At 72.6% G+C, this 24211-nt stretch carries 20 protein-coding genes; 8 read left to right on the top strand and 12 right to left on the bottom strand.

Annotated elements, in window-relative coordinates; genetic code table 11:
* The first annotated feature begins 8 nt into the window (after positions 1–8).
* Entirely contained in the window at positions 9–1232 is a 1224-nt protein-coding gene (locus ACZ7OU_RS20810) for a cytochrome P450 (protein WP_470256292.1), read from the top strand.
* A 61-nt stretch (positions 1233–1293) separates the two neighbouring features.
* The gene (locus ACZ7OU_RS20805) at positions 1294–2022 is read left to right on the top strand and encodes a metallophosphoesterase family protein (RefSeq protein WP_470256290.1); all 729 of its coding nucleotides are present in this window, start codon (positions 1294–1296) and stop codon (positions 2020–2022) included.
* On the opposite strand, the gene ACZ7OU_RS20800 is transcribed toward ACZ7OU_RS20805, so the two are convergent.
* From ACZ7OU_RS20800 to sthA, 7 genes are all read right to left on the bottom strand, one after another.
* Positions 1994–2854, bottom strand: a complete 861-nt coding sequence (locus tag ACZ7OU_RS20800) for an SGNH/GDSL hydrolase family protein (protein ID WP_470238432.1) — start codon at positions 2852–2854, stop codon at positions 1994–1996. The genes ACZ7OU_RS20805 and ACZ7OU_RS20800 overlap by 29 nt on opposite strands.
* Before the next feature lie 503 nt (positions 2855–3357).
* Positions 3358–4542, bottom strand: a complete 1185-nt coding sequence (locus tag ACZ7OU_RS20795) for a phosphotransferase (protein WP_470256289.1) — start codon at positions 4540–4542, stop codon at positions 3358–3360.
* A 78-nt stretch (positions 4543–4620) separates the two neighbouring features.
* Positions 4621–5568 (bottom strand): DUF389 domain-containing protein, encoded by a 948-nt coding sequence (locus tag ACZ7OU_RS20790; protein WP_470256288.1) that lies wholly within the window; start codon positions 5566–5568, stop codon positions 4621–4623.
* Entirely contained in the window at positions 5568–7343 is a 1776-nt protein-coding gene (aspS, locus tag ACZ7OU_RS20785) for an aspartate--tRNA ligase (RefSeq protein ID WP_470256287.1), read from the bottom strand. The genes ACZ7OU_RS20790 and aspS overlap by 1 nt, the downstream gene beginning before the upstream one ends.
* A gap of 97 nt (positions 7344–7440) precedes the next feature.
* A complete protein-coding gene (merB, locus tag ACZ7OU_RS20780) occupies positions 7441–8043 on the bottom strand; it encodes an organomercurial lyase (protein ID WP_470238436.1) in 603 nt (200 codons plus the stop codon).
* Between the two features lie 509 nt (positions 8044–8552).
* A complete protein-coding gene (locus ACZ7OU_RS20775) occupies positions 8553–10451 on the bottom strand; it encodes an intein-containing Rv2578c family radical SAM protein (RefSeq protein ID WP_470256286.1) in 1899 nt (632 codons plus the stop codon).
* 244 nt (positions 10452–10695) lie between these two features.
* Positions 10696–12108 carry a Si-specific NAD(P)(+) transhydrogenase gene (gene sthA / locus ACZ7OU_RS20770; protein ID WP_470256285.1) on the bottom strand — a complete coding sequence of 471 codons (1413 nt, stop codon included), beginning with the start codon at positions 12106–12108 and terminating at the stop codon, positions 10696–10698.
* Positions 12109–12198: 90 nt separating this feature from the next.
* Between sthA and ACZ7OU_RS20765 the strand changes: the two genes are divergently transcribed.
* The 5 genes from ACZ7OU_RS20765 to crcB all read left to right on the top strand — a co-directional run bounded on the left by ACZ7OU_RS20765 (position 12199) and on the right by crcB (position 17892).
* Positions 12199–15252 carry an ATP-binding protein gene (locus ACZ7OU_RS20765; RefSeq protein WP_470256284.1) on the top strand — a complete coding sequence of 1018 codons (3054 nt, stop codon included), beginning with the start codon at positions 12199–12201 and terminating at the stop codon, positions 15250–15252.
* Between the two features lie 81 nt (positions 15253–15333).
* Positions 15334–16722 carry an FAD-binding oxidoreductase gene (locus tag ACZ7OU_RS20760; protein WP_470256283.1) on the top strand — a complete coding sequence of 463 codons (1389 nt, stop codon included), beginning with the start codon at positions 15334–15336 and terminating at the stop codon, positions 16720–16722.
* Positions 16723–16781: 59 nt separating this feature from the next.
* Positions 16782–17189 (top strand): fluoride efflux transporter FluC, encoded by a 408-nt coding sequence (locus tag ACZ7OU_RS20755; RefSeq protein ID WP_470257634.1) that lies wholly within the window; start codon positions 16782–16784, stop codon positions 17187–17189.
* Positions 17189–17521 (top strand): DUF190 domain-containing protein, encoded by a 333-nt coding sequence (locus ACZ7OU_RS20750; RefSeq protein ID WP_470238441.1) that lies wholly within the window; start codon positions 17189–17191, stop codon positions 17519–17521. Before ACZ7OU_RS20755 ends, ACZ7OU_RS20750 begins: the two co-directional genes overlap by 1 nt.
* On the top strand, positions 17518–17892 hold the full coding sequence (crcB, locus tag ACZ7OU_RS20745) for a fluoride efflux transporter CrcB (RefSeq protein ID WP_470238442.1): 375 nt from the start codon (positions 17518–17520) through the stop codon (positions 17890–17892). The genes ACZ7OU_RS20750 and crcB overlap by 4 nt, the downstream gene beginning before the upstream one ends.
* A 42-nt stretch (positions 17893–17934) precedes the next feature.
* Here crcB and ACZ7OU_RS20740 read toward each other — a convergent pair whose 3' ends face one another.
* From ACZ7OU_RS20740 to ACZ7OU_RS20720, 5 genes are read right to left on the bottom strand one after another with little or no spacing between them, the layout of a single operon-like run.
* A complete protein-coding gene (locus ACZ7OU_RS20740; protein ID WP_470256282.1) occupies positions 17935–18885 on the bottom strand; it encodes an LLM class F420-dependent oxidoreductase in 951 nt (316 codons plus the stop codon).
* Positions 18882–20981, bottom strand: coding sequence for a S9 family peptidase (locus tag ACZ7OU_RS20735; protein WP_470256281.1), 2100 nt, complete (start codon positions 20979–20981; stop codon positions 18882–18884). Before ACZ7OU_RS20735 ends, ACZ7OU_RS20740 begins: the two co-directional genes overlap by 4 nt.
* 20 nt (positions 20982–21001) lie before the next feature.
* Positions 21002–21853, bottom strand: a complete 852-nt coding sequence (locus ACZ7OU_RS20730; RefSeq protein ID WP_470256280.1) for a PPK2 family polyphosphate kinase — start codon at positions 21851–21853, stop codon at positions 21002–21004.
* A gap of 17 nt (positions 21854–21870) precedes the next feature.
* The gene (locus tag ACZ7OU_RS20725; protein ID WP_470256279.1) at positions 21871–22338 is read right to left on the bottom strand and encodes an SRPBCC family protein; all 468 of its coding nucleotides are present in this window, start codon (positions 22336–22338) and stop codon (positions 21871–21873) included.
* A complete protein-coding gene (locus ACZ7OU_RS20720) occupies positions 22335–22655 on the bottom strand; it encodes an ArsR/SmtB family transcription factor (RefSeq protein ID WP_329049429.1) in 321 nt (106 codons plus the stop codon). The genes ACZ7OU_RS20725 and ACZ7OU_RS20720 overlap by 4 nt, the downstream gene beginning before the upstream one ends.
* Before the next feature lie 144 nt (positions 22656–22799).
* Here ACZ7OU_RS20720 and rocD point away from each other — a divergent pair, with 144 nt between their 5' ends.
* Entirely contained in the window at positions 22800–24032 is a 1233-nt protein-coding gene (gene rocD, locus ACZ7OU_RS20715) for an ornithine--oxo-acid transaminase (protein WP_470238448.1), read from the top strand.
* Positions 24033–24211 lie beyond the last annotated feature (179 nt).

Genomic DNA, 24211 nt, shown 5'->3' with positions numbered 1-24211 from the left:
GGGCGGACATGACCACCACACAAGCGGACACCTGGGGTCTCCACGAATCCCAGTTCTGGCTGCGGGGGAAACAGCCCGAGGAGCGCGTGCACCACGCGGCCGAGCTCGGGTTCTGGAACGTCTACGGGCACCCGGAGGCCGAAGAGGTCCTGCGCGACCCGGCGACGTACTCCTCGGACACCACCCGGCTGGTGCCGAAGGAGATGATGGAGGGGCAGGACCTCGACGTCGACTTCGCGGAGATGCAGGCGGGCAACCTGCTGCAGCTGGACCCGCCGCTGCACAACAAGATGCGCAAGCTGGTCAGCCGGGCGTTCACGCCGAAGGTCGTCGCGGACCTGGAGCCGCGCATCGCCGCGGTGACGCACGAGATGCTCGACGCGGCGGGCTCGTCCGGCCGGCTCGAGCTGGTCGAGGACCTGGCCTACCCGTTGCCGGTGATCGTCATCGCGGAGCTGCTGGGGGTCCCCGCGAGCGACCGGCACCTGTTCAAGGGCTGGGTGGACAAGCTGTTCGACTCCTCGGAGCAGTTCTCGCTCAAGGAGCAGACCGAGGGGCGGCAGGAGGCGGTCAAGAAGTCCCTGGAGGGGCAGAAGGCGCTCGTCGAGTACCTCGGCGTGCACGTCGACGAACGGCGGAAGCAGCCCCGCGAGGACCTGCTGACCAAGCTCGTCGAAGCCGAGGTCGACGGCGAGAAGCTGACGCGCAACGAGGTCGTCAACTTCGCCAACGTCCTGCTGCTGGCCGGGCACATCACCACCACGATGCTGCTCGGCAACGCCGTGCTGTGCCTGGACACGCACCGGGAGTGGGACGAGCGCGTGCGCGCCGACCGGTCCCTGGTGCCGCCGGCGATCGAAGAGTCGTTGCGGTACCTCTCGCCATTCGCGGTGGTGGCCCGTTCGACCACGCGCGAGGTGGAGCTGGGCGGGGCGACCGTGCCCGCGGACGAGATGCTGCTGGTCTGGGTGGCTGCGGCCAACCGCGACGAGCGGGTGTTCGCCGACCCGGACACCTTCAACCCACTGCGCGATCCCAACCCGCACCTCGCATTCGGCCGCGGGATCCACTTCTGCATCGGGGCGCCGCTCGCCCGGCTCGAAGGCCGGGTGGCGCTGAACATCCTGTTCGACCGCTACCCGGCGCTGCGCACGATCCCGGGTGAGCCGCCGAAGTTCCAGGTGAACCCGAACATGACGGGCGTGCGGGAGCTGCCGCTCACGACGGCGTGAACCGGTTGCGCCCTGGGCGAAATCGCTCGCCCGGGGCGCCGCCGTGCCCGAGGGTGGACCGATGAACGTGGCGGTGCTGTCGGACATCCACGGCGTCCTGCCCGCGCTGGAGGCCGTGCTCGCCGAGCCGGACGTCGAGGCGGCGGACCGGATCGTGCTGCTGGGCGACATGCTCGCCGGACCGATGCCGGTGGAGACCCTGGACCGGTTGCGGGCGCTGGGCTCGCGGGCGATCTGGGTGCGGGGCAACGCCGACCGGGAGCTGGCGGCGTCGGCGCGCGGCGCCGGGAAGTTCGTCCCGGACCCGATCTTCCCGTGGGCGGCGCGGCAGCTGCGTCTCGAGGACCTGCCGGTGCTCGACGCGCTTCCGCTGACGGTGTCGCTCGACGGCGTGCTGTTCTGCCACGCGACCCCGCGTGACGACACGGAGATCGTGCTCGTCGACAGCCCGCTGCAGCGGTGGGCGGAGGTCTTTTCCGGAGTGGCCGAGCGAACGGTCGTGCTGGGCCACACGCACATGCCGTTCGTGCGGCTCGCGGACCGGCGGCTGGTCGTCAACCCCGGGAGCGTCGGAATGCCTTACGGCGCAAGCGGTGCGCACTGGGCCCTGCTCGGTGACGGCGTCCAGCTGCGGCGCACGGCGTACGACGTCGAGCCGGCGTGCCGGTTCCTGGCTTCGCGGTCGGGCTACCCCGACATCGAGGCGTGGGCGGACTACTTCGTCCGCAGCCCGGCTTCCGACGCGGAGGCGCTGCGGGTGTTCAGCGGGTCCGGAACGACTTCCACATGATGACCGCGGCGTAGGGCAGGAACTCGCGGCCGCGGCGCCAGAGCCACGGGATTCCCTTGAGCACCAGCCACCCCACGTGTCCCGAGGCGCTCGGCTCGACGCCCCCGCCGCAGGTGAGGCTCACGGGCTCGGGGACGTCGAAGCCGGCTTCGGCGAGGAGGCCGGTGAAGCCGTCCGCGAGCAGGCGGTGCCCGAACTCCGAGGGGTGCAGCCGGTCGACGCTCCAGACGGCCAAGTCGTAGGCGCCCGGGAGGCGGTCGAGGTCGAGGCAGGGCACGCCTTCGCGGGCGACGACGTCGTCGATGGCGGCGTTCAGCTCGGCGACGCGGGCACTGAGGGCGCGCTTGAGCGACGGCGGGAGGCGGAAGACCTTGCTGTGGTCGTGGAACCGGACCGGGACGACGGTGGTGTTCACCTCGCGGAGCCGGTGGATGATGCCGGTGAGGTCGGCGGCGATGCGGGCGGCGTCGAAGTCCGGCCTCAGGGTGTCGTTCATCCCGGCCACGAGCAGCGCGACATCCGGCCGGTGCGCGACGGCGGCGGGCACCTGGTCGGTGAGCACGCACCGCATCCGCGCACCGGTGAAGGCGGGGTTCAGGTAGCCACCATCGTCGACCCCGAGCGCGGCGGCGACGAGCGGGCCGACGCCCCGCCAGCCCCCGCGCCGGGGAAGCGGATCGCCCAGCCCGACAGCGGTGGAGTCACCGAGCACGACGAGCCGCCGGGCTTGCTTCAGCGGCTCGAGCGACGGCACGGCGGCGAGCGCGGGGCGGCTCGGACGGGAGGGTTCGGGGGTGACTTCGACACTCATCACGGTCACGCCCACGACCATCGGCCACGGAAGCTCACTTGCGGTGAGGACGAGGTAACACGCCCGCGACCGGGCGCCTAATTCTTGACGCTCACCTCACAGGAGGGCGAAATGTCCTGTTCGTGGGCGGCCCAGAGGTCTTGCCGAGAGGCAGTTGCGGCGGGCCGGCGGCTGGCGGCTGGCGGCTGGCGGCTGGCGGCTGGCGGCTGAACACGCAAGGCCCGAGACGCCCTCTCCCGCAGAAGCCCGGCAATGTCGGGTCCGCGCGGCCGGCCAGCGCCGCCGCGGTGTCATGAACGACCCGTTCACCTAACCCGACGCCATGAACAAAAGTCATTCACGTCGTTGAGCCAGCCGCACACGTCGACTTTGCAGGGCCCCAGCCCTCCCGCAAGCAACCCCCGCCCATCCCTGGGGGACCGCCCGCCTCCAGCGTATCGGCGCCGCCCGACGGTAAGCCGGAACCGGCCGCGAAACGGCCGCCCGATCCACATCACGGCCGGCCTGTGGACAACCAGCCGGCGTCAGCGGAAAGCCGGGTAGAACGCCAGGTCGGCGTGCGGGCCCAGCCGGGCCGCCAACGCCGCCGCCACCCGGGTCGCGAACTCCGAAACCGCCGTCATCCGGACATATCCCGCGTGCTTGGCCAAGTCTCGCCACCACGTCACCAGCGCCGCCTCGCGGCTCACCGGGGCCGCGTGGCGGGAGAGGTCCAGCGATCCCAGCTCCTCGCCCGTGATCAGCCACACCCGCAGCAGCTCGCTGGTCGTCAGATGCTCGGCCAGTGCCTCGTCGTCGGCCAGGGCCGGCCAGACCCCGACCACCTCCGCGCGCCACGCCGCGACCATCGCCTCGCTCATGCCCGCCGGCAAGGCCAGCGCGTCCGGCCAGCTCGCAAACGGGAGCCTCAAGTGCGCCGCGTCGACCAGGGCCGAGCGGACGCAGCCGTACTCGAAGTCGAGGAAGCGGACGCTCTCGCCCGTCACGAGGTTGTTGTCCGGGCTCAGCTCCACCGGGCTGAACGCGCGGAAGCCCGCCGACCGCGACTGCTCCAGTGCCGCCGCCACCTGCGCGAGGACCTCGTCCGGCGCCGGGATGCCCAGGCGCTCCTGGATCACCGCCGGCACGCGCTCGTGCAGCTCGTCGCCCGCGGCGGAGTCCGTCTTCGACGGGCCGCCGAGCCGGCGCAGCAGCGCGTTGAAGTCCGCTTCGCGCCCCGCCGTGCTCGCGTGCAGCCGGCCCAGCGAGCGGGCCCACGACAGCAGCGCGCGCTCGGCCGCGCGGGAGTCGCGGGCGTAGAGCTTGTCCTCCAGCGTCGGCGTGCGGCCGAGGTCCTCCAGCACCAGCACGCGGTCGCGGCCGTCGTGGGCCAGCAGCTCCGGGCACATCCGCTCGTCCGGCGCCAGCGCGGTGAACAGCTGGTAGCTGACCGCCTCGTGGGCGAACGGGTCGGCGCCCGAGGACGGCTGGTCCGGGTAGTGCTTGATGACCAGCGTGCGCGGCAGCGCGAACGACGACGACACCACTCTCGCCCGGACGACCGTGGCCGGCCCGCTCCCCGCCAGGTCTTCGGGCGCGACCAGCGTGATCGCGCTGCCGAACCGGCGGGAAAGAACGGACTCGCCCGCCGCGACCGCAGCGGCGACGGCGAGCTGCTCGGCTCCTGCCCCGACCCCAGCATCGCCGGTGGAGGAGGTGTCGACTGTCATTGTCACCGACCCTACTCGTGACTGAGCAACCATGACTACTGACATCCGGACAAGAAGGATCCCCCGGCCCGGGCGGGGTCATCCCCGTGAAAGCGGACGCTGCCCCACCGGTAAACGTTGCCCATTCCGGCGCAGGATCAACACAATGGCCGCTGCTGCAACGATTCCGAGAAGGTTGACGAGCAGCTGTCCCACCGATTGGACGCATCGGCCCCACTCCCCCGCCACGGCGGCCACGACCGCGTAGCCCGCGGCCGGCACCGTCGTCACGGAGATGAAGACGCCCACGAGCGCCGCCGACTTCGCCGAGGTCATGGCGAGCATCCCGGCCGCGCCGGCGAGCATCGCCACGACCAGTGACGGCATGCCCACCGAAAAGACGAAGTCGACCTCGTTGTGCTGCTTCAGCTCGAACGCCTGCGCGCCGAACACGTCCGTGACGCGCACGAGCAGCGAGCCGCCGAGTGTCACGACCATGGCCAGCGGGAAGCCGATCCCCAGCGCCGCGCCCGCCAGCCGGACGAGGTCCCACCGGCGCAGCACCACGCCCACCGCCAGGGCGGCGAGCGGCCCGAACTCCGGGCCGACGACCATCGCGCCGACGATCGTCACCGCCGAGTCCGTCAGCACGCCGACCGCGGCCAGCAGGCAGGCGATGGTGAGGAACGCCAGGAACGTCACGTTGAGCCGCGACTCCTCGCCCGTGCGGGCCAGCAGCTCCTGCCAGACGACGGCGTCCGCGCCTTCGCCCGGCGCCGCCTCCTCCGCCTCGTCGGCGGCGTCGGACAGCGCCGTGTCGATCGCTTCGAGCGTGATCCCGCCGGTGCGGTCGAGCTCGAGCACGCACAGCGCGTCCACGATCTCGTCCGCCGCCTCGCGCGCGATATCGGCCTCGACCAGGTCCCCTTCCGGGGACACGGCGACGCCGCGGTGCACGATCAGGTGCGCCGTCCCGGCGTGTGCCCGCAGGATGTCGAGCGCCTGGGCGGTCTTCTCCGGCGGGCACACGGCCCTGAGGTGCAGCACTAGTTCTGCGGCGGGGTGGCCGGCTTCGCGTCGATGCCGGCCTCCTTGCGCTGCTGCGCCGTGATCGGCGCGGGCGCCGCGGTCAGCGGGTCGTAGCCGCCGCCGGTCTTCGGGAACGCGATCACGTCACGCAGCGAGTCGGCCTTGGCCAGCAGCATGACGATGCGGTCCCAGCCGAACGCGATGCCGCCGTGCGGCGGCGGGCCGAACGCGAAGGCGTCGAGCAGGAAGCCGAACTTCTCCTGCGCCTCCTCCTCACCGAGGCCCATCAGCGCGAAGACGCGCTTCTGGACGTCGCCGCGGTGGATACGGATCGACCCGCCGCCGATCTCGTTGCCGTTGCAGACGATGTCGTAGGCGTAGGCCAGCGCGTTGCCCGGGTCCTGCTCGAACTTGTCGATCCACTCCGGGGTCGGCGAGGTGAACGCGTGGTGCACCGCGGTCCACTTGCCGGCGCCGACAGCGACGTCGTCGCCGATGTCCTCGACCGGCGCGAACAGCGGCGCGTCGACGACCCACACGAACGACCAGGCGTCCTCGTCGATCAGGCCGAGGCGCTTGCCGATCTCGTCGCGCGCGGCGCCGAGCAGCGGCTGCGTGCTCGAGGCCTTGCCCGCGGAGAAGAAGACGCAGTCGCCCGGCTTGGCGCCCGCGGCGGCGGCGACGTTCTCGCGTTCGGTCTCGGACAGGTTCTTGGCGACCGGGCCGCCGAGCGTGCCGTCCTCGTTCACGAGGATGTACGCGAGGCCGCGCGCGCCGCGCTGCTTCGCCCACTCCTGCCACGCGTCGAGCTGGCGGCGCGGCTGGCTCGCCCCGCCGGCCATCACGACCGCGCCGACGTAGGGCGCCTGGAACACGCGGAACGGCGTGTCGGCGAAGAACTCCGTCATGTCGGTGATCTCGAGGTCGAAGCGCAGGTCCGGCTTGTCCGAGCCGTACTTGGCCATCGCCTCGTGGTAGGTGATGCGCGGGATCGGCCGCGGGATCTCGTGCCCGACCAGCTTCCACAGCGCGGTGACGATGTCCTCGCCGACCTTGATGACGTCGTCCTGCTCGACGAAGCTCATCTCGATGTCGAGCTGGGTGAACTCCGGCTGGCGGTCGGCGCGGAAGTCTTCGTCCCGGTAGCAGCGCGCGATCTGGTAGTACCGCTCCATGCCGCCGACCATGAGCAGCTGCTTGAACAGCTGCGGCGACTGCGGCAGGGCGTACCAGGAGCCGGGCTTGAGCCGGGCCGGGACGAGGAAGTCGCGGGCGCCTTCCGGGGTGGAGCGGGTCAGCGTCGGGGTCTCGATCTCGACGAAGTCCTGGTTGTGCAGCACCTCGCGGGCGGCGCGGCTGACCTCGCTGCGCAGCCGCATGGCCGCGGCCGGGCCGCTGCGGCGCAGGTCCAGGTAGCGGTGCTTGAGGCGGATCTCCTCGCCGACGTCGACCCGGTCGTCGATCGGGAACGGCAGCGGCGCGGCCTCGGACAGCACCTCGAGCTGGGTCGCGAGGACCTCGATCTCGCCGGTGGGGATCTCGGCGTTCGCGTTGCCCTCGGGGCGCTTCGCGACCTCGCCGACGATCTTGACGCAGAACTCCGAGCGCAGCGCGTGCGCGCGCTCGGCCATCTCGCCCTCGCGGAAGACGACCTGGGCGACGCCGCTGGCATCACGCAGGTCGATGAAGATGACGCCGCCGTGATCGCGCCGCCGGGCCACCCATCCGGTGAGGGTGACGGTCTGTCCGGCCTGTCCGGCACGCAGGGTGCCGGCGTTGTGAGTGCGGAGCACTGCGACTGCTCTCCTTCGACATGGGGTGTTCTCGCTGCCCGGAAAGGCTAACGAACAGCCCAGCGTACGACGTCGGCAGGCTTGGCTTGCGCGGTGGTCAGAGCACGTACTTCGGCCGGGCCTCCAGCGCGGCGACCAGCCGGTGGGCCTGGGCCAGGTAGGCGCCGACCGGGTAGATACCGCCGCCGGGGTGGGCGACCAGCCAGCTGGCCGCCGCCGGCGGCGACGCGAAGAACGGCTGGCCCGCGCAGGCCATCGCGTCGACGTGGTCGAGCCCGAAGCCCAGGTCGACCGCGGCGACGACCGCCGACGGCGGGTCGGCCTGGATGATCCCCCGGTCGGTGAGGTCGATGCGGATGCGCGTCCGGGTCACCGGGCAGATCGCCTCGGCGTGCACGCGCTCGCCGGTGGCGATGGCCAGCAGGAACATGTCGACGGTGCCGTCCGGGCCGGCACCGAGGGTGCCTTCGGCGGGTTGGAGGCGGTGGTGGGCGCCGCGCGGCGCGGGGCCGGTGCTGACGAGGTCGCGGTGCAGGGTGAAGCCGATCAGCTCGACGAGCCGGCGGACCTCGGCCGGGGCGACGCCGACGATGGCGGCCAGCCGTTCGACGCCCACCGGGTGCCGGCCGGCCCGGGTCAGCTTCAGAGCGGCCCACGCGAGCCGGGCGGCCGCGACCCGGTCGGTCTGCGAGGTCGTCATCACCGCTCTCCTTCCGCTTCGATCCCTTCGACGTTAGGCGTCGGTGAGGTGGGGCGACAACGACACGATCGGACATTTTTCCGCAAGGCCGCGACACGGTGGCGCAATCGTGTCCGGACTACGGCGAACGGGGGAGTTCACCGGTAGCCGGCGGCGTTCCGGGTGACGGCCTCACCCACACGGCGGCCCGGCGGATGATCACGGACCGGCGGACGGTGTTGTCCACAAAGGACCGATCACGCGATGATGTTCGCGCTCCCACCGCTTCGCGCCGGAAGAGCTGTGACTATTCGGCCACCGGTGTCTCGGCTCGCGGCCTCACAACAGGCGCGGCTGCTCCGCCGCCGGCCCCGCCACCCGCAGCTCTGACGCCCGGACAGGAGGCTCGACCACCGCGGGGATCCAGCACGCTTCCGCACAACAGACGCAGCTGACCCACGACCAGTTCCCCCGCCCGCACTCAGGTGCCCGGACCGGGCGCTCGGCCACCGGTGTCTCGGCTCGCGGCCTCACAACAACCGCAGCTGCTCCACGACCGGTGCTTCCGGCGGCGGTTCGGGCAGCTTCTCCGGTCGCCGCGCCTCGTACCCCGTCTTCGGGGCCAGCCCATGCCTCCGCAGCAACGGCGCCACCCGCTCCCCCAGCCGCTCCCGGTACGCCTTCTGCACGTAGCTCCCCCGCGCGTACAGCTCCCGGTACCGCGGCACCAGCGCCGGGTACGCGCCCGCCAGCCAGCGCCCGAACCACTCGCGCGCGCCCGGGCGCAGGTGCAGCGGGATCACCGTCGCGCTCGTCGCGCCCACCTCGGCCAGCTTCGCGAACAGCGCGTCCAGCGCCTCCGGCGAATCCGTCAGCCACGGCAGCACCGGCGCCACCAGCACCGAGCACGGCAGCCCCGCGTCACGGGCCTTGCGGACCAGCTCCAGCCGGGCCTGCGGGCTCGGCGTGCCCGGTTCGAGGCGGTGCTGCAGCTCGCGGTCGAGCAGGGCGATCGACACCGCGAGCGAGACCGGCACGTCGGCGGAGACCTGCTGCAGCAGCGGCAGGTCCCGCGCCAGCACGGTGCCCTTCGTCAGCACCGACAACGGCGTCCCGGAGCGGGCCAGCGCCGTGATGATCCCCGGCATCAGCCGGTAGCGGCCCTCCGCGCGCTGGTACGGGTCCGTGTTCGTGCCCATCGCGACGGGCTCGCACCGCCACGACGGCCGTTTCAGCTGCGCCGTCAGCACCTCCGGGGCGTTGACCTTCACCACGACCTGCGTGTCGAAGTCGTGGCCGGCGTCGAAGTCCAGGTACGTGTGGGTGTTCCGGGCGAAGCAGTTGTGGGACACCATGCCGTCGGCGATGAAGTCGCCGGTGCCGGTGGTGATGTCGAACAGCGGCAGCTGCAGGCCCAGCGGCTCGATCGCCTCGACGCGGCGGCGGCTCGCGCCGATCACCGCGCCGTCCAGCGACCGCTTCCACCCCACCGCCGGGTTGCTCACGTGCAGGAACCGCAGCACCTCGGCCGTCCCGCCCAGCAACCGGACCTCCTGCCGGGCGGGGAACTTCGGCACCTCGTCGATCTGGTGCGCGAAGCCGAAGCGGGTGAGCGCGCCGGCGAAGGCGTCGGTGATCTCGGGTTCGTCGTGCGCGACGGCGAGGACGCCGCGGCCGTAGTCGCCCGCGATGTCGAAGATGCCGGCCAGGAAGCCGCGCTGCCAGTGCGCGTCCGGCTCGGCCGGGACCTTCAGGAACCCGACGGACGAGCCGAAGTCGGGCAGGTACTCGAGCGCGCGCGTGGCGGCGTCCGGTTCGGCGGCGAACCCGCCGGAGCGCAGCATCCCGCAGAGGTAGCCGGCCCGGTAGCCGAGCGTCTCGTCCGGCGTGGGCTCGAACCGGCCGACGCCGATCAGCTCGGTGCCGGGCTCCAGGTGCGGGCGCTGCGCGGCGCCGAACTTGGTGCCGGTGACGTGCTTCCAGCCCTTGCTCGTGAGGAACCGGTGGTCGCCGCCCGCGACGAGCCGGGTGCCGTCCTCCAGGGTCACCCGGTAGGCGGCCCGCAGGGTCGTCCAGTGCGCTTCGACCCGGGTCGGCACCAGCCGCCGGGACGCGCCGTGGCCGCGGGTGCCGTAGAGGGCGTCGCCGACCTCCAGTTCGGACAGGGCCTTGGTGCGGCCGTCCGCCATCAGGATCTTGGTGCCGCCTTCGAGGCAGTAGGTGCAGGCGTGGGAGCAGCCGCGGTACGGGTTGACGGTCCAGCTGAACGGCACACCGGACCCGGTGGGCACCTTGTTCAGCACGGAGCGGGCGTGCACCTCGTGAAAGGTGACGCCGTCGAACTCCGGTGACCGCACGGACCGCACCAGGCCCTCCAGCCCGGGCAGTGCCGGCTCACCCTCCCCCGCTCGCTGCCGATCCCATCGCACAGCGCCAGTCGAACATATGTTCTAGACGAGTGTCAAACGCGTTCGCCGGGAGCGGATTCCGCCGATCAGGGGCAGCGGGTCAGGGTGGCCACCGGGCCCGGTCGGCCGGGAACAGCGCGGGCAAGTTGCAGCAGGAACTGCCCCGGCAGCGCGCCCACGCCGCGCTCGCCCGGGGTGCGCGGCACCGTCGGCAACGTCGCCTGGACCGGGCCGAACTCGCTGACGCGCACCTGGGCCGCCGGACTCAGGAGGAGAAGCGGTCCAACGCGCGGATCTTGTTGGTCGCGTCCAGGGCCGCCACCTTGTACGCCTCCGACAGCGTCGGGTAGTTGAACACCGCGTCGACCAGGTAGTCGACCGTGCCGCCGCAGCCCATCACCGCCTGTCCGATGTGGACGAGGTCCGTCGCGCCCGTGCCGAACACGTGCACCCCGAGCAGCTTGCGGTCCTTTGTGGACACCAGCAGCTTCAGCATGCCGTAGCTGTCGCCGGTGATCTGGCCGCGCGCCAGCTCGCGGTAGCGCGCGATACCGACCTCGTACGGCACCGCCGACGACGTCAGCTGGGCCTCCGTCGCGCCGACGTAGGAGATCTCCGGGATCGTGTAGATGCCGATCGGCTGCAGCGCGCCCAGGCCGTTCGCCGGCTCGCCGAACGCGTGGTACGCCGCGAGCCTGCCCTGGTCCATCGACGTCGCCGCCAAGGCCGGGAAGCCGATCACGTCGCCCACCGCATACACGTGCGGGACCTCGGTGCGGTAGCTCTCGTCGACCACGAGGCGGCCGCGCTCGTCCGCCTGCAGGCCCGCCGCCTCCAGGGCCAGCTCGCCCGTCATCCCCTGACGGCCCGCGGAGTACATGACGCCGTCGGCCGGGATGCGCTTGCCGCTCACCAGCGTCGTGATCGTCGCGTCGTCGGACACCGCGACGTCCGCGACCTTCTCGCCGAAGCGGAACGTGACGCCCAGGTCGCGCAGCTGGAACTTCAGCGACTCCACGATCTCCGGATCACAGAAGTCGAGCATCTGGTCGCGTTGCTCCACGACGGTGACGCGCGAGCCGAGCGCCGCGAACATCGACGCGTACTCGATCCCGATCACGCCGGCCCCGACCACGACGAGCGACGACGGGATCTGCTCGAGCCGCAGGATCTCGTCCGAGTCGAGCACGCGCGCGGCGTCGAAGTCGACGTGCGCCGGGCGCGCGGGCCGGGTCCCGGTGGCGATCACGACGTAGTCCGCGCTCAGCGTCCGCCGGTCGCCGGCGTGCTTGCCGTCGACGACGATCGTGTGCGGGTCGGCGAACGAGCCGGTGCCGGCGACCAGGTCGACGTGGTTGCGCATCAGCTGCGCGCGCACCACCTGGACCTCGCGCCCGACCACGTGCTGGGTGCGCGCCAGCAGGTCGGCGATCGTGATGTCCTGCTTGACGCGGTAGCTCGCGCCGTACAGCTCGCGCTGGTTCATGCCGGTCAGGTAGAGCACCGCTTCGCGCAGCGTCTTGGACGGGATCGTGCCGGTGTTGACGCACACCCCGCCGACCATGTCGTGCCGGTCCACGACCGCCACCCGCTTGCCCAGTTTCGCCGCGGCGATCGCGGCCTTCTGGCCGCCGGGGCCCGAACCGATGACGATGAGGTCGTACTCGTGCTCGCTCACGACGTCGAGCCTGCGCACCCGGGCGCCCCGGCGCAACCCCTCGCCGGTGAAGATCCGCGCGCGATGCCGTCTCGGCGCTAGCGTGACCGGGTGCTGCGGGTGTCGCTGCTGGGCGAGCAGGTGATCGCCGACGACGAGACCGGGGCCGTGCTGACGCGGTCACCGCGCTCGGTCGCGCTCGTCGGTCACCTCGTCGTGCACGCCGGCCTGGCGCAGCCGCGGCGGCTGATCGCCGGGCTGTTCTGGCCGGACTCCACCGACGCGCAGGCCCTGACCAACCTCCGCCGCGAGCTGCACCAGCTGCGCCGCGTGCTCGGCGACCCGCCCTCGCTGGCCGTCACCGGGCGCGACCTGTCCTGGCGGGACACGCCGTCGAGCCGCGTGGACGTGCGGGAGTTCGACGTCGCCCGCCGGGCCGCGCTGGCCGCGACCGACCCCGGTGACGTCGTCGCCCACGCCCAGGCCGCCCTCGCGACCTACCGCGGCGAGCTGCTGCCGGGCCTGGCCGACGACTGGGTCCTGGCGGCCCGCGCCGAGCTCGACCGCCAGTGCGTCGAGCTGTGCGACCTGCTCTGCCGGACCCCGGCGGGCGACCCGGCCGTCGCGCTCGCCGCGGCCCGGCGCCGGATCCGGCTGCGCCCGCTGGAGGAGACCGGCTACCGGACGCTGATGGGGCTGCAGGCCGACGCGGGCGACCGGGCGGGCGCGGTGAGCACGTACCACCGGTGTGCGTCGGTCCTCGAACGCGAGCTCGGCGTCGTCCCGGCCGAGCCGACCCGCGCGGCGCTGCGCCGGCTGCTCGCCCGGCCGGACCCCGAACCCCGGCGGGCGGCGGCGCCGGGGCTCGTGGGCCGGGCCGCCGAGCTGGCCCGGCTCGCCGACGCCTGGCGCGGCGCCGCGGCGGGACGCGCCGGGGTCGTCCTCGTCCGGGGTGACGCCGGGGTCGGCAAGACCCGGCTCGTCGCCGAGCTGGCCGGGCAGGCCCGCGCGGAGGGCGCCGTCGTCGCGGTCGGCCGCTGTTTCGGCACGGCGGGCCGGGTCGCGCTGGCACCGGTGGCCGACTGGCTGCGCGCGCCCGCGGTGCAGCGGGCGGCGACGGCGCTGGATCCGGTCTGGCGGACCGAGGTCGACCGGCTGCTGCCGGCCGCGCGCCGGAGCACGGGCGGGCACCCGAGGGTCGACGCGTGGCAGCGCCTGCGGTTCTTCGAAGGGCTGGCCCGCGCGCTCACCGCGGGCGGGCGGCCCGTCCTGCTGGTGCTCGACAACCTGCAGTGGTGCGACGAAGAGACACGCGCGTTCCTCGCCTTCTGCCTCGGTCTCCTGCCGGACGCGCCGCTGCTGGTCGCCGGGACGCTGCGCGACGGCGACCAGGACCCCGGCGTCGCGGCCTGGACCGCCCAGCTGCGCGACGACGGCAAGCTCACCGAGCTGCCGCTGCTCCCGTTCGACGCCGACGGCACCGCACGCCTCGGCGAAGTGGTGGCCGGGCGCCCGCTGTCCGCGTCCGACCGCGCCGTGCTGCACGCGGCGACCGGCGGCTTCCCGCTGTACGTCGTGGAAGCGTTGCGCACCAACGACTCCCCGCCGTCCGGCCGGCTCACCGGCGTGCTGCGGGCGCGGCTCGAGCAGCCCGGCCCGGCCGCCCGCGAGATCGCCGGGCTCGCCGCCGCGGCCGGCCGCGACTTCACCCTGGAGCTGCTCACCGAGGCGAGCGACCTCGACGCGGACACCGTCGTCGACGCGGTCGACGAGCTGTGGCGCCGCCGGATCGTGCGCGAGTTCGGCGGCAGCTACGACTTCGCCCACGACCTCCTGCGCGAAGCCGCCTACCAGCAGGTCAGCCCGCCGCGACGGTGGCTGCTGCACCGGCGGCTGGCCCAGGGCATGGAGCTGCTGCACGCCGACGACACCGACGCCGTGGCGGCGCAGCTGGCCGAGCAGTACGCACGCGGCGGGCGGCCCGACCGCGCCGTCGCCCACTACCGGCGGGCCGCGGCCGTCGCCGCCCGGACGTTCGCCCACGCCGAGGCGATCCGGCTGCTCAAGGCGGCCCTCGAACTCGTCCGCGCGCGCCCGGCGAGCGGCAACCGCGACCGCGCCGAGCTCGAGGTCCTCGAAGCGCTCGCCGGCCCGCTCAACGCCCACCACGGGTACTCCTCCCCCGAGCTGCAGCACGTCCTGGAACGGTCGCTCGCGCTCGCGGAGTCCGCCGGCGGCAAGGAGTCCGCGCTGACGGCGCTGCTGGAACTGTGGTCGTCCCGGTTCGTCCAGGGCCGGACGGCGGAGGCGCACGAAGCGGCCGAACGCGCCCTCTCGCTGCTCGTCCCCGGGACCAGTGCCGCACAGGGCGGCTCGGCGCACTTCATCGTCGGGGGCTCGTCGCTGAGCCTCGGGCACGACCCGGCCGAGGCGCTGCGGCACTTCGAGCTGGGCGCCGAACGCACGCGCGGCGCGTCGTCGTGGCCGATCGGCACCCGGCCGGACGTCCACGGGCCGGCGTGGGCGGCGCACGCGCACTGGCTGCTGGGCCACGACGACGAAGCCGTGGCCAGCAGCAACGCCGCGATCGACCTCGCGCGGGCGATCGAGCAGCCGTACAGCCTGGCCATCGCGCTGGCGTACGCCGGGATCACCCACCAGATGCGCCACGACCGGCGGGCGCTGTGGGCGGCCGTCACCGAGCTGCACGCGCTGTGCGACCGGTACGGCTTCGCGTACTACCGGGAGTGGGCGCTGGTGCTGGGCGGCTGGTCCCGCGGTGGCGCGGCCGGGCTCGCCGCCGCGCAGGAGGGCGTCGCGCACCTGAAGGCCGAAGGGGCGTTCGCGCGGATGCCGTACTGGCTGACACTGGTCGCCGACGTGTCGGCGCCGGAGGCGGCCCGCGCGACGCTGGACGCCGCGCTCGCCGCCGGGGAGGCCCGCGACGACCGCTGGTGGCTGCCGGAGGTGCTGCGGCTGCGGGCGGCCCACGACGCCGACCCGGCGCCCCGCCTGCGGGCCGCCGCGAAGCTCGCCCGCGCCCAGGGCAGCGTCGCCCTGCGGCGGCGCGCCGAGGCCGACCTCGGCGTTTTAGGGGGCCCGGGTGGCGGAGCCCCCGGCTCGGGGCGAAGCCCCGGATTGCGCAGCGTTCGGCCGGTGCCCTGACCTGCGGCGAACGGACCGAACGCTGCGCGAACGCCGCGTGCCTACGTTCTCCTCGGGTAAGGGAAATCCGAGAGGGGCACCATGACCACCACCGCTCTGCCGCACGAGGAACTGGCCGCCGCGCTGCGCGGCGACCTGATCACGCCGGCCGACCCGGGCTACGACGAAGCCCGCGCCGTCTACAACGCCATGATCGACAAGCGACCGGCGGCGATCGCCTACTGCCGCGACACCGCCGACGTCGTCGCCTGCGTCCGCTACGGCCGCGCGCGGGGCCTGGACATCGCCGTGCGCGGTGGCGGCCACAACGCGGGCGGCCTCGGCGTCGCCGACGGCGCGCTCGTCATCGACCTGTCCGGGCTGCGCAGCACCACCGTCGACCCGGTGAACCACACCGTCCGCGCCGACGCCGGCTGCACCTGGGGCGACGTCGACCACGCGACGGTCGCGTTCGGCATGGCGACGCCGTCGGGCATCGTCGGGTCGACCGGCGTCGCGGGCCTGACGCTCGGCGGCGGCATCGGCTACCTGGCCCGGCGGTTCGGCCTGACGATCGACAACCTGCTCGGCGCGGACGTCGTCCTCGCGGACGGGTCGTTCGTGCACGCTTCCGAGTCGTCGCACACCGACCTGTTCTGGGCGCTGCGCGGCGGCGGCGGCAACTTCGGCGTCGTCACGTCGTTCACGTTCCGCTGCCACGACATCGGCGAGAACGGCACGATCATCGGCGGCCCCGTGCTGTACGACCTGGGCGACACCCCGGACGTGCTGCGCTGGTACCGCGAGCTGCTGCCGTCCCTGCCCGAGGAGCTCAACGGCTGGTTCGGGTTGCTGACGATCCCGCCGGCACCGCCGTTCCCGGAGGAGCTGTGGGGGCGCAAGGCGTGCGGCATCATCTGGTGCTACACGGGTTCGCACGACAAAGCGGACGAGATCCTGGCCCCGGCACGCGAGTTCGGGTCACCGCTGCTGGTCGGCCTGCAGGAGATGCCGTACACGGCGCTGCAGGGCGCGTTCGACGCGCTGTACCCGCCGGGGCTGCAGTGGTACTGGCGCGCGGACGTGTTCCACGAGATCTCCGACGCGGCGATCGACATCCACGTCAAGTACGGCGAACGCCTGCCGAGCATGCACTCGTCGATGCACCTGTACCCGATCGACGGAGCGGCGAGCCGGGTGGCTCCGGACGCGACGGCATTCCCGCACCGGTCCGGCGGCTGGTCGGGCGTGATCGTGGGGGTGGACCCGTCGCCTGCGAACGCTTCGGAAATCTCCCAATGGACACGGGACTACTGGGAAGAACTGCACCCGACCTCGGCGGGCGGGGCGTACGTCAACTTCATGATGGAGGAGGGCCAGGACCGGGTGAAGGCTTCGTACGGCGCCAACTACGAGCGGCTGGCCCAGGTCAAGCGCCGGTACGACCCGGAGAACGTGTTCCACGTCAACCAGAACATCCGCCCGGCGTGACGGCTCACCGCCCGGCCGGGAGCCTGCTGGAGTAGGTTCCCGGTCGGGAGGTGATCGGCATTTCCGCGGTTCCGGCGACCCGGTGGGACGTCCTGCTCGCGATCGGCGCCGGCGGCGCGCTGGGCAGTCTCGCCCGCTACGGCCTGTCGGTGGCGATCCCGCACGCGCGCGGCGAGTTCGCTGTCGCCACGCTGCTCACCAACGTGCTCGGGTGCCTGCTCATCGGCGTCCTGATGGCGTTCCTGACGACCACCGCGCGTCCCCACCACCTGCTCCGGCCGTTCCTCGGCGTCGGGATCCTCGGCGGCTTCACGACGTTCTCCACGTTCGTGACCGACACCCTCGACGCCGCGACGACCGGGCGGATACTGGGCTCGCTGCTGTACACGGCAGCGTCGCTGGTGCTGTGCCTGGCCGCGGTGACGGCCGGCCTGACGGCGACCCGCGCGGTCCGGAAGGGACGCTGATGGAAGGGCCGGCCACCCGCCTGACGATCTACCTCGGCGAAGACGACCACTGGCACCACAAGCCGCTCTACCACGAGATCGTCCGCCGGGCGCGCGACGCCGGGCTGGCGGGCGCTTCGGTGCTTCGCGGCGTCGAGGGCTACGGCGCGTCGTCGCTGATCCACACGACGCGGATCCTGTCGCTGTCGGAGGACCTGCCGATGGTCATCGTGATCATCGACGCGGAGGACAAGCTGCGCGCGTTCCTGCCCCAGCTGGACGAGCTGATCGGCGAGGGCCTGGTGACGCTCGACCAGGTCGAGGTGGTCCGCTACGTGGGGCGGACGGAGTGACGCTGGTCCTGGTGGCCCTCGGCGGGGCGGCGGGCTCGATCCTGCGCTACCTGACCGACCGCCGCGTACAGGCGTGGCGGGACTCGCCGTTCCCGTTCGGGACGCTGACGGTGAACGTCGTGGGCTCGTTCATCCTGGGCTTCCTCAGCGGCTGGCTGCTGCACGGCGCGGAGCCGTCGTCGGTGCGGGCTCTCGTGGCGGTGGGGTTTTGCGGCGGCCTGACGACGTTCTCGACGTTCGGCTACGAGACCGTCCGGCTGTTCCTGGAGAAGACACGGCTGTACGCGGTGCTCAACGTCGTGGTGACGGTGGTCGCGGGCCTCACCTCGGGCGCGCTCGGCCTGCTGCTCGCCACCGCACTTTGGTCGTGAGTGAGAAACAGTGTTCTAACCCTGTTTCTCACTCACGACCCCTCAGCGCGGCGCGAGGCCCCGCACCTGCTCGAACGGATCCCCGCCCGTGGGCAGCAGCGCGATGATCGGCGTCGTCAGCCCGTTGTCCACATAGGACTGCACCTGCTCGCGGCACGACTCCACGCTCCCGTGGATCACCAGCTCGTCGACGACCGCGTCCGGGATCACCTGGTTCGCCTTCTGCCGGTCCCCCGCCGCCCACGCCTCGTGCATCGGGGCCAGTGCGTCGCCCCGGCCGAGCCAGTCGTGGAACGCCGCGTACACCGGGACCGTCAGGTAGCTCGAGATCAGCATGCGGCCCAGACCACGCGCCGCTTCCGCGTCCTCCGTCGGGCAGACGAAGATCCGGGCCGCCAGCTCGACGTCCGGGCCGATCACCGAGCGCACCTGGGGCACGTCCGATGCCGCCAGCCAGTTGGTGATCGCGCCGTCCGCTTCGCGGGCCGCCAGCTTCAGCATGCCCGGGCGCAGGGCCGCCAGCATGATCGACGGCGGCGGGTCGGCCGGGCGCTCCAGCCGGAACTTCGAGACGGCGAACGTCTCGTACTTCTCGCTGACCTTCTCCCCCGCCAGCGCCGAACGCAGGAACCGCAGCGTGTCCCGGGACCGCGCGAAGGGCTCCTCGAAGGCCGCCGCGTTCCAGTTCGAGACGATCACCGGGGACGACGCGCCGATGCCGAGGACGAACCGGCCGGGTGCCAGCTCCGCGACCGTCGCCGCCTGCATCGCCAGCAGGCCCGGCCCGCGGGTGTACACCGGGACGATCGCGGTGCCCAGCCGCAGCTGCGGTGCCCACTGCGACGCGAGCACGAGCGGCGTGAACGCGTCCGTGCCCGCCGTCTCCGCCGTCCACGCGTCGGTGTAGCCCAGGTCCGGCAGCTGCTCGACCAGCTCCCGGTGCGCCGTCAGCGGCACTCCGGTCAGCGGAATCGTGAGACCCCAACGGCTCATGAATTCTCCTTGTCCACGGCGGAAAGCTCGCGCAGCAGCCAGTCCACCTGCGTGCGCATCAGGTTCTCCGCGACCTCTTCGGCCTGCGGCGTCATGTGGGTGGCGCCGGCCAGCGGCAGGAAGACGTGCGGCCGCCCCTTCGCCAGCAGCGCCGACGACAGCCGCAGCGAGTGCGCGACGAACACGTTGTCGTCGGCCAGCCCGTGCACGATCAGCAGGGCCCGGCTCAGCTCCGCGGCGCTCTCGATCAGCGAGTTGTGCGCGTAGCTTTCGACCTCGTCCTGGGGCTTGCCCAGGTACCGCTCGGTGTAGTGCGTGTCGTACAGCGACCAGTCGGTGACCGGCGCGCCCGCGACCGCCGCGTGGAAGACGTCCGGCCGGCGCAGCACCGCCAGCGCCGAGAGGTACCCGCCGTAGGACCAGCCGCGGATCCCGACGCGCTCGACGTCCAGCTCGGGGAACTGCGCAGCCGCCGCCTCCAGCGCGTCGACCTGGTCCTGCAGGGTGACGTCGGCGAGCCGGCCGTGGACCTCGCGCTCCCACACCGCGCCGCGGCCCGGGGTGCCGCGGCCGTCCGCGACGAGCACCGCGAAACCCTGGTCGGCGAGCCACTGCGACGTCAGGAACGCGTTGCGGCTCTGCAGCACGCGCTGGGCGTGCGGGCCGCCGTACGGGTCGAGCAGCACCGGCAGCTTGCCTTCGCTCGGCTCGTAGCCGCGCGGCAGGAGCAGCGCCGCGCGCAGGCCGCGCTCCCCCAGCGTCAGCCAGGTCAGGTTGGGCACGATGTCCGGGTCCACAGTGGACACTGCGATCGACGCGACCGGCGCGCCGTCCCGCAGCACCGAGACGTGCGGGCCGCTGTGTTCGAGGCTCCACGAGGAAAGGACGGTGACCGCCGCGGACCCGGCGCCGACGTGGACGCCGTCCTCAGTGGACAGCCGGCGGACGGACGAGCCTTCGGTGCGGAACACGTGGATCTGCGTCGGGTCCTCTTCGGACGCGCTGAAGAGGATTTCGTCGCCGACGTCGAGCACCGCGCGCAGCTGCAGCCCGGCCGGGGTGACGGCCTCGCCGCCGACGAACAGGCGGTGGTCGCCGTCGACCATCTCCTCGGTGACGAGCCGCCCGTCGGGGGTCCACGCCGGGACGCCGCCGACGATGTCGATCCAGTGCTGGTCGGCCGCGGTGTGCACGACCGAGGTCGAGCCGTCGGCGACGTCGAGGGCGAGGACGTCCATCCGCTTCTGGTCGCGTGGCTCCACCGCCAGCAGCGGCGGGCCGCCCGCCGACCAGTGCACCGACGCCAGGTACTCCCACTCACCCGGGGCGACGTCCACGCGGGAGCCGTCCAGGCCGAGCACCGACAGCGACACGAGCGCGTTCGTGGTGCCCGCGGCCGGGTAGGCGACGACGTTCGCCGGGTGCTGCGGGTTGGCCGGGTCGGCGATCGTCCAGCGCGGCACCGGGCCGCGGTCGGAGCGCTCGGCCAGGATCCTCGCGCCGTCCGGGGACCACCAGTAGCCGCGGCTGCGGTCCATCTCCTCGGCCGCGATGAACTCGGCGAGACCCCAGGCGATGTCCTCGCCGTCTTCCTCGACGAGCACGCGGTCGTCGCCGGTGGCCAGCTCCAGCACGTGCAGCCGCCGGTCCTGCACGTACGCGACGTGCGTGCCGGCCGGGTTCGGCCGCGGGTCGATCACCGAGCCGTCGACGCGCAGCGTCACCTCGCCGGAAGCGAGATCCAGGGTGTGGAGCTTGCCCGACAGCGAGAACGCGGCGACCGTGAACGCCGCGTCGACGCTGTAGTGGACGACCCCGCCGCCGGTCTCGCGGGCGCGTTCACGCCGCGCCCGCTCCTCGGCCGGCAGCTCCTCCTCGCCGGGCAGCAGCTCGACGGCGTCGACGAGCTTCGCCTCGGCGCCGGTCGCCAGGTCGGCCGACCACAGGCTGTGCCGGGGGTCGGTGCCCGACTCCGCGCGCAGGAACAGCACGCGCGAGGCGTCCGGGGCGACCCGGAACTCCTTCGGCGCGCCGAGGGTGAAGCGCTGGGTCTGGGCCTGCTTGCGGAGGAACGGGAGGTCGTCGACATCGGTCACGTCCGCACTCTTTCAGACGATCACGACGGGACGCCAACACCCTTCAGCTTCGCCAGCTCCTCGGCGACGTCGTAGTCCGGCTCCGGGAACTCCGGCTTCAGCTCCGTGAGGGTCTCGATCAGCAGTTCGGCCACCGCCCAGTTCCGGTACCACTTGTGGTCGGCGGGCACGACGTACCAGGGGGCGTGGGCGGTCGACGTCTTCTTGAAGATGTCGGCGTAGGCCTCCTGGTAGGCCGGCCAGTGCGAGCGGGCTTCGAGGTCGCCCGGGTTGTACTTCCAGCGCTTCTCGGGTGTCTCCAGCCGGGCCTTCAGCCGGTTCAGCTGCTCCTCCGGCGAGATGTGCAGGAAGACCTTGACGACGGTCGTGCCCGTATCCGTCAGCTCCTGCTCGAAGGCGTTGATCTCGCCGTAGCGGCGGCGGCGCTCGGCCGCGGTCAGCAGCCCGGTCACGCGCGGGACCAGGATGTCCTCGTAGTGCGAGCGGTCGAAGACGCCGATCTGGCCGGGCGTGGGCAGCTGCTTGCGGATCCGCCACAGGTAGTGGTGGCGCCGCTCGGCCGCGGTGGGCTTCTTGAACGCGGCGTAGTGCACGCCCATCGGGTTCACCAGGCCGAGCACGTGCGAGACCGTGCCGCCCTTGCCCGAGGTGTCCATGCCCTGCAGCACGAGCAGGACGCTGCGCCGTCCGCCGCCGACGCCCTCGGCGTAGAGCGCCTCCTGCAGCCCGGACAGCCGCTCGCCGGCGCCTTCGAACTTGGCGAGCGCCTTGGCTTTCTTGCCGGGCCCCACCGGGGTCGAGCCCGGGTCCGGCAGCTCCGCGCCGACGCGCAGCGTGTTCCGGACCCGGCTTCCGTCGTCCTTCTTGGCCATCTCGTGAAGTTACCCGCTCAGGCGGCGGCTTTCTCGGCGAAGAGTTTCAGCAGACCACCGTGTCCGCCCTCGGTGGAGACGCCGTCACGGACCTTCTGCGCGGTTTCGCCGTGCCGCTCGAAGTTCCGGTGCTCCAGCTCGACTCGCGTGCTGCGCGGCCCCTCCTCGACGAATCTCACCTCGATCTCGCTGGCGTGCGCGGGATCGGGGTCGACCTTCCAGTCGCCGTCGATCCGCCACGACAGGACCACCCGGGCGGGTGGCTCCCAGACGAGCACCTCGCCCCACTGGCACTCGGCGCCGTCGACGGTCTTCTCGTACCAGCGTCCGCCCGGCTTCGGCTCGATGACGGCCTCGGCGAGGTCGGCTTCGCCCAGGTGGTGCTCGCGCGGCCACCAGCTGTCGAAGGCCTCGGTGTAGGTCTTGAACGCGTGCTCGCGCGAGCACGCGACGGTGATCGTCTTGCGGATCGGCTCCAGGGTCATGACTGCTCCTCTTCGGTGGATTCGGCGTACTCGGCGAACGAGCGCAGCGCGTCCGACCACATCCGGTCGAGGTAGGCGCGCACCGCGGCGATGCCGTCGGGCTCGAGGCGGTACAGCCGCTTCGTGCCCTCGGCCCGGTCCGCGACCAGGCCGGCCTCCTTGAGCACCTTGAGGTGCTGGGAGACGGCCGGGCGGCTGATCGGCAGGTCCGCGGCCAGCTCACCGACCGCGCGCGGCCCGGCACGGAGCGCTTCGACGATCGCGCGCCGCGACGGGTCGGCCAGCGCGGCCAGCTGGTCGCTTCCGTAAGTCGCCACGAACGGTAAGTTACGGCTTACCAATGGCCTCGTCAACCGGCGCGCACTGTTTCGAGGGTGTTACACACGGATTGCGCAACGAACAACGGGTGAAAGCAACGATTCCCGGCTGAACTCTGCGTGTTCTGCCTCTAATCTGAACAGATGACGACGTTCGCCGGCCGGGAGACCGCCGCCCCCTCCGCCGCGAGCTTCATCGAGCTCGACGAGCGGTGGAGCACGCACAACTACCACCCCCTGCCCGTCGTGATCGCCGAAGCTTCCGGGGCTTCGGTGACCGACGTCGAAGGCCGGTCCTACCTGGACTTCCTCTCCGGGTACTCGGCCCTGAACTTCGGCCACCGCCACCCGGACCTGATCGCCGCCGCGGTCGAGCAGCTCGGCCGCGTCACGCTGACGTCGCGGGCGTTCCACCACGACCAGCTGGGCCTGTTCTGCCGCGAGCTGGCCGAGCTGACCGGCACCGAGCTCGTCCTGCCGATGAACTCCGGCGCCGAGGCCGTCGAATCGGCGGTCAAGATCGCCCGCAAGTGGGCGCACCGGGTCAAGGGCGTGCCCGACGGCACCGCCGAAATCATCGTCGCCGACTCGAACTTCCACGGCCGGACCACCACGATCGTGTCGTTCTCGACCGACGAGACCGCCCGCGCCGACTTCGGCCCGTTCACGCCGGGCTTCGTCACGGTGAAGTACGGCGACGCGGCCGCGCTGCGCGACGCGATCACCCCGCGCACGGCCGCCGTGCTGCTGGAGCCGGTGCAGGGCGAGGCCGGCGTCATCGTCCCGCCGGAGGGCTACTTCGCCGACGTGCGCGCCGCCTGTGACGAGCACGGCGTGCTGCTGATCGCCGACGAGATCCAGTCCGGGCTGGCCCGCACCGGCACGGTGCTGGCACTGGACCACGAGGGCGTCCGCGCGGACGTGTACACGCTGGGCAAGGCCCTCGGCGGTGGCATCATGCCGGTGTCCGCGGTGGTCGGCCGCCGCGACGTCCTGGGAGTACTGAAGCCGGGCGAGCACGGCTCGACGTTCGGCGGCAACCCCCTGGCGTGCGCGGTCGGGCGCGCGGTGGTCCGCCTGCTGGCGACGGGCGAGTTCCAGCAGCGATCGACGGAACTGGGCGCCCACCTGCAGACGCGGCTGGGTTCGCTGATCGGGTCCGGGCTGTCCGAGGTCCGCGGCCGCGGCCTGTGGGCGGGCATCGACATCGCCCCTGGCGGACCGTCCGGGCGCGAGGCGTCCGAGGCACTGGCCGGCCGAGGTGTGCTGTGCAAGGAGACGCACGAGCGCACGCTGCGGGTGGCACCGCCGCTGGTGATCACCCGCGAGGAGCTGGACCGCGGCATCGACGCGATCGCCGAGGTCATCCGCCCCTGAACCCCCGGATGCCGCCGGGTGAGCCTCCCGCCCCGGCGGCATCCGGAGCACAACGCGGCTTTGGTGCGCGGCCCTGGTGCACGCTGCGGCCGGCCCGCGGGCGGCGGCAGTCCACAGCGCAGACCCGGTCCCGGCGAGCACCCCGGCGAGGCATGCTCGGCCCCGGCCGGGCGGAGCCG

This window comes from Amycolatopsis sp. NPDC114505 (assembly GCF_055633615.1).
The sequence above is the reverse complement of the archived record's forward strand: the minus strand, read 5'-3'. Positions and strand labels throughout refer to the sequence as shown.

Bases quoted from the DNA above. Each gene is read 5' to 3' on its own strand.
- ACZ7OU_RS20725 (WP_470256279.1), bottom strand. From the start codon at position 22,338: ATGACCCTGGAGCCGATCCGCAAGACGATCACCGTCGCGTGCTCGCGC.
- ACZ7OU_RS20740 (WP_470256282.1), bottom strand. From the start codon at position 18,885: ATGAGCCGTTGGGGTCTCACGATTCCGCTGACCGGAGTGCCGCTGACG.
- ACZ7OU_RS20730 (WP_470256280.1), bottom strand. From the start codon at position 21,853: ATGGCCAAGAAGGACGACGGAAGCCGGGTCCGGAACACGCTGCGCGTC.
- ACZ7OU_RS20800 (WP_470238432.1), bottom strand. From the start codon at position 2,854: ATGGTCGTGGGCGTGACCGTGATGAGTGTCGAAGTCACCCCCGAACCC.
- ACZ7OU_RS20760 (WP_470256283.1), top strand. From the start codon at position 15,334: ATGACCACCACCGCTCTGCCGCACGAGGAACTGGCCGCCGCGCTGCGC.
- rocD (WP_470238448.1), top strand. From the start codon at position 22,800: ATGACGACGTTCGCCGGCCGGGAGACCGCCGCCCCCTCCGCCGCGAGC.
- merB (WP_470238436.1), bottom strand. From the start codon at position 8,043: ATGACGACCTCGCAGACCGACCGGGTCGCGGCCGCCCGGCTCGCGTGG.
- ACZ7OU_RS20795 (WP_470256289.1), bottom strand. From the start codon at position 4,542: ATGACAGTCGACACCTCCTCCACCGGCGATGCTGGGGTCGGGGCAGGA.
- ACZ7OU_RS20810 (WP_470256292.1), top strand. From the start codon at position 9: ATGACCACCACACAAGCGGACACCTGGGGTCTCCACGAATCCCAGTTC.
- ACZ7OU_RS20805 (WP_470256290.1), top strand. From the start codon at position 1,294: ATGAACGTGGCGGTGCTGTCGGACATCCACGGCGTCCTGCCCGCGCTG.
- ACZ7OU_RS20750 (WP_470238441.1), top strand. From the start codon at position 17,189: ATGGAAGGGCCGGCCACCCGCCTGACGATCTACCTCGGCGAAGACGAC.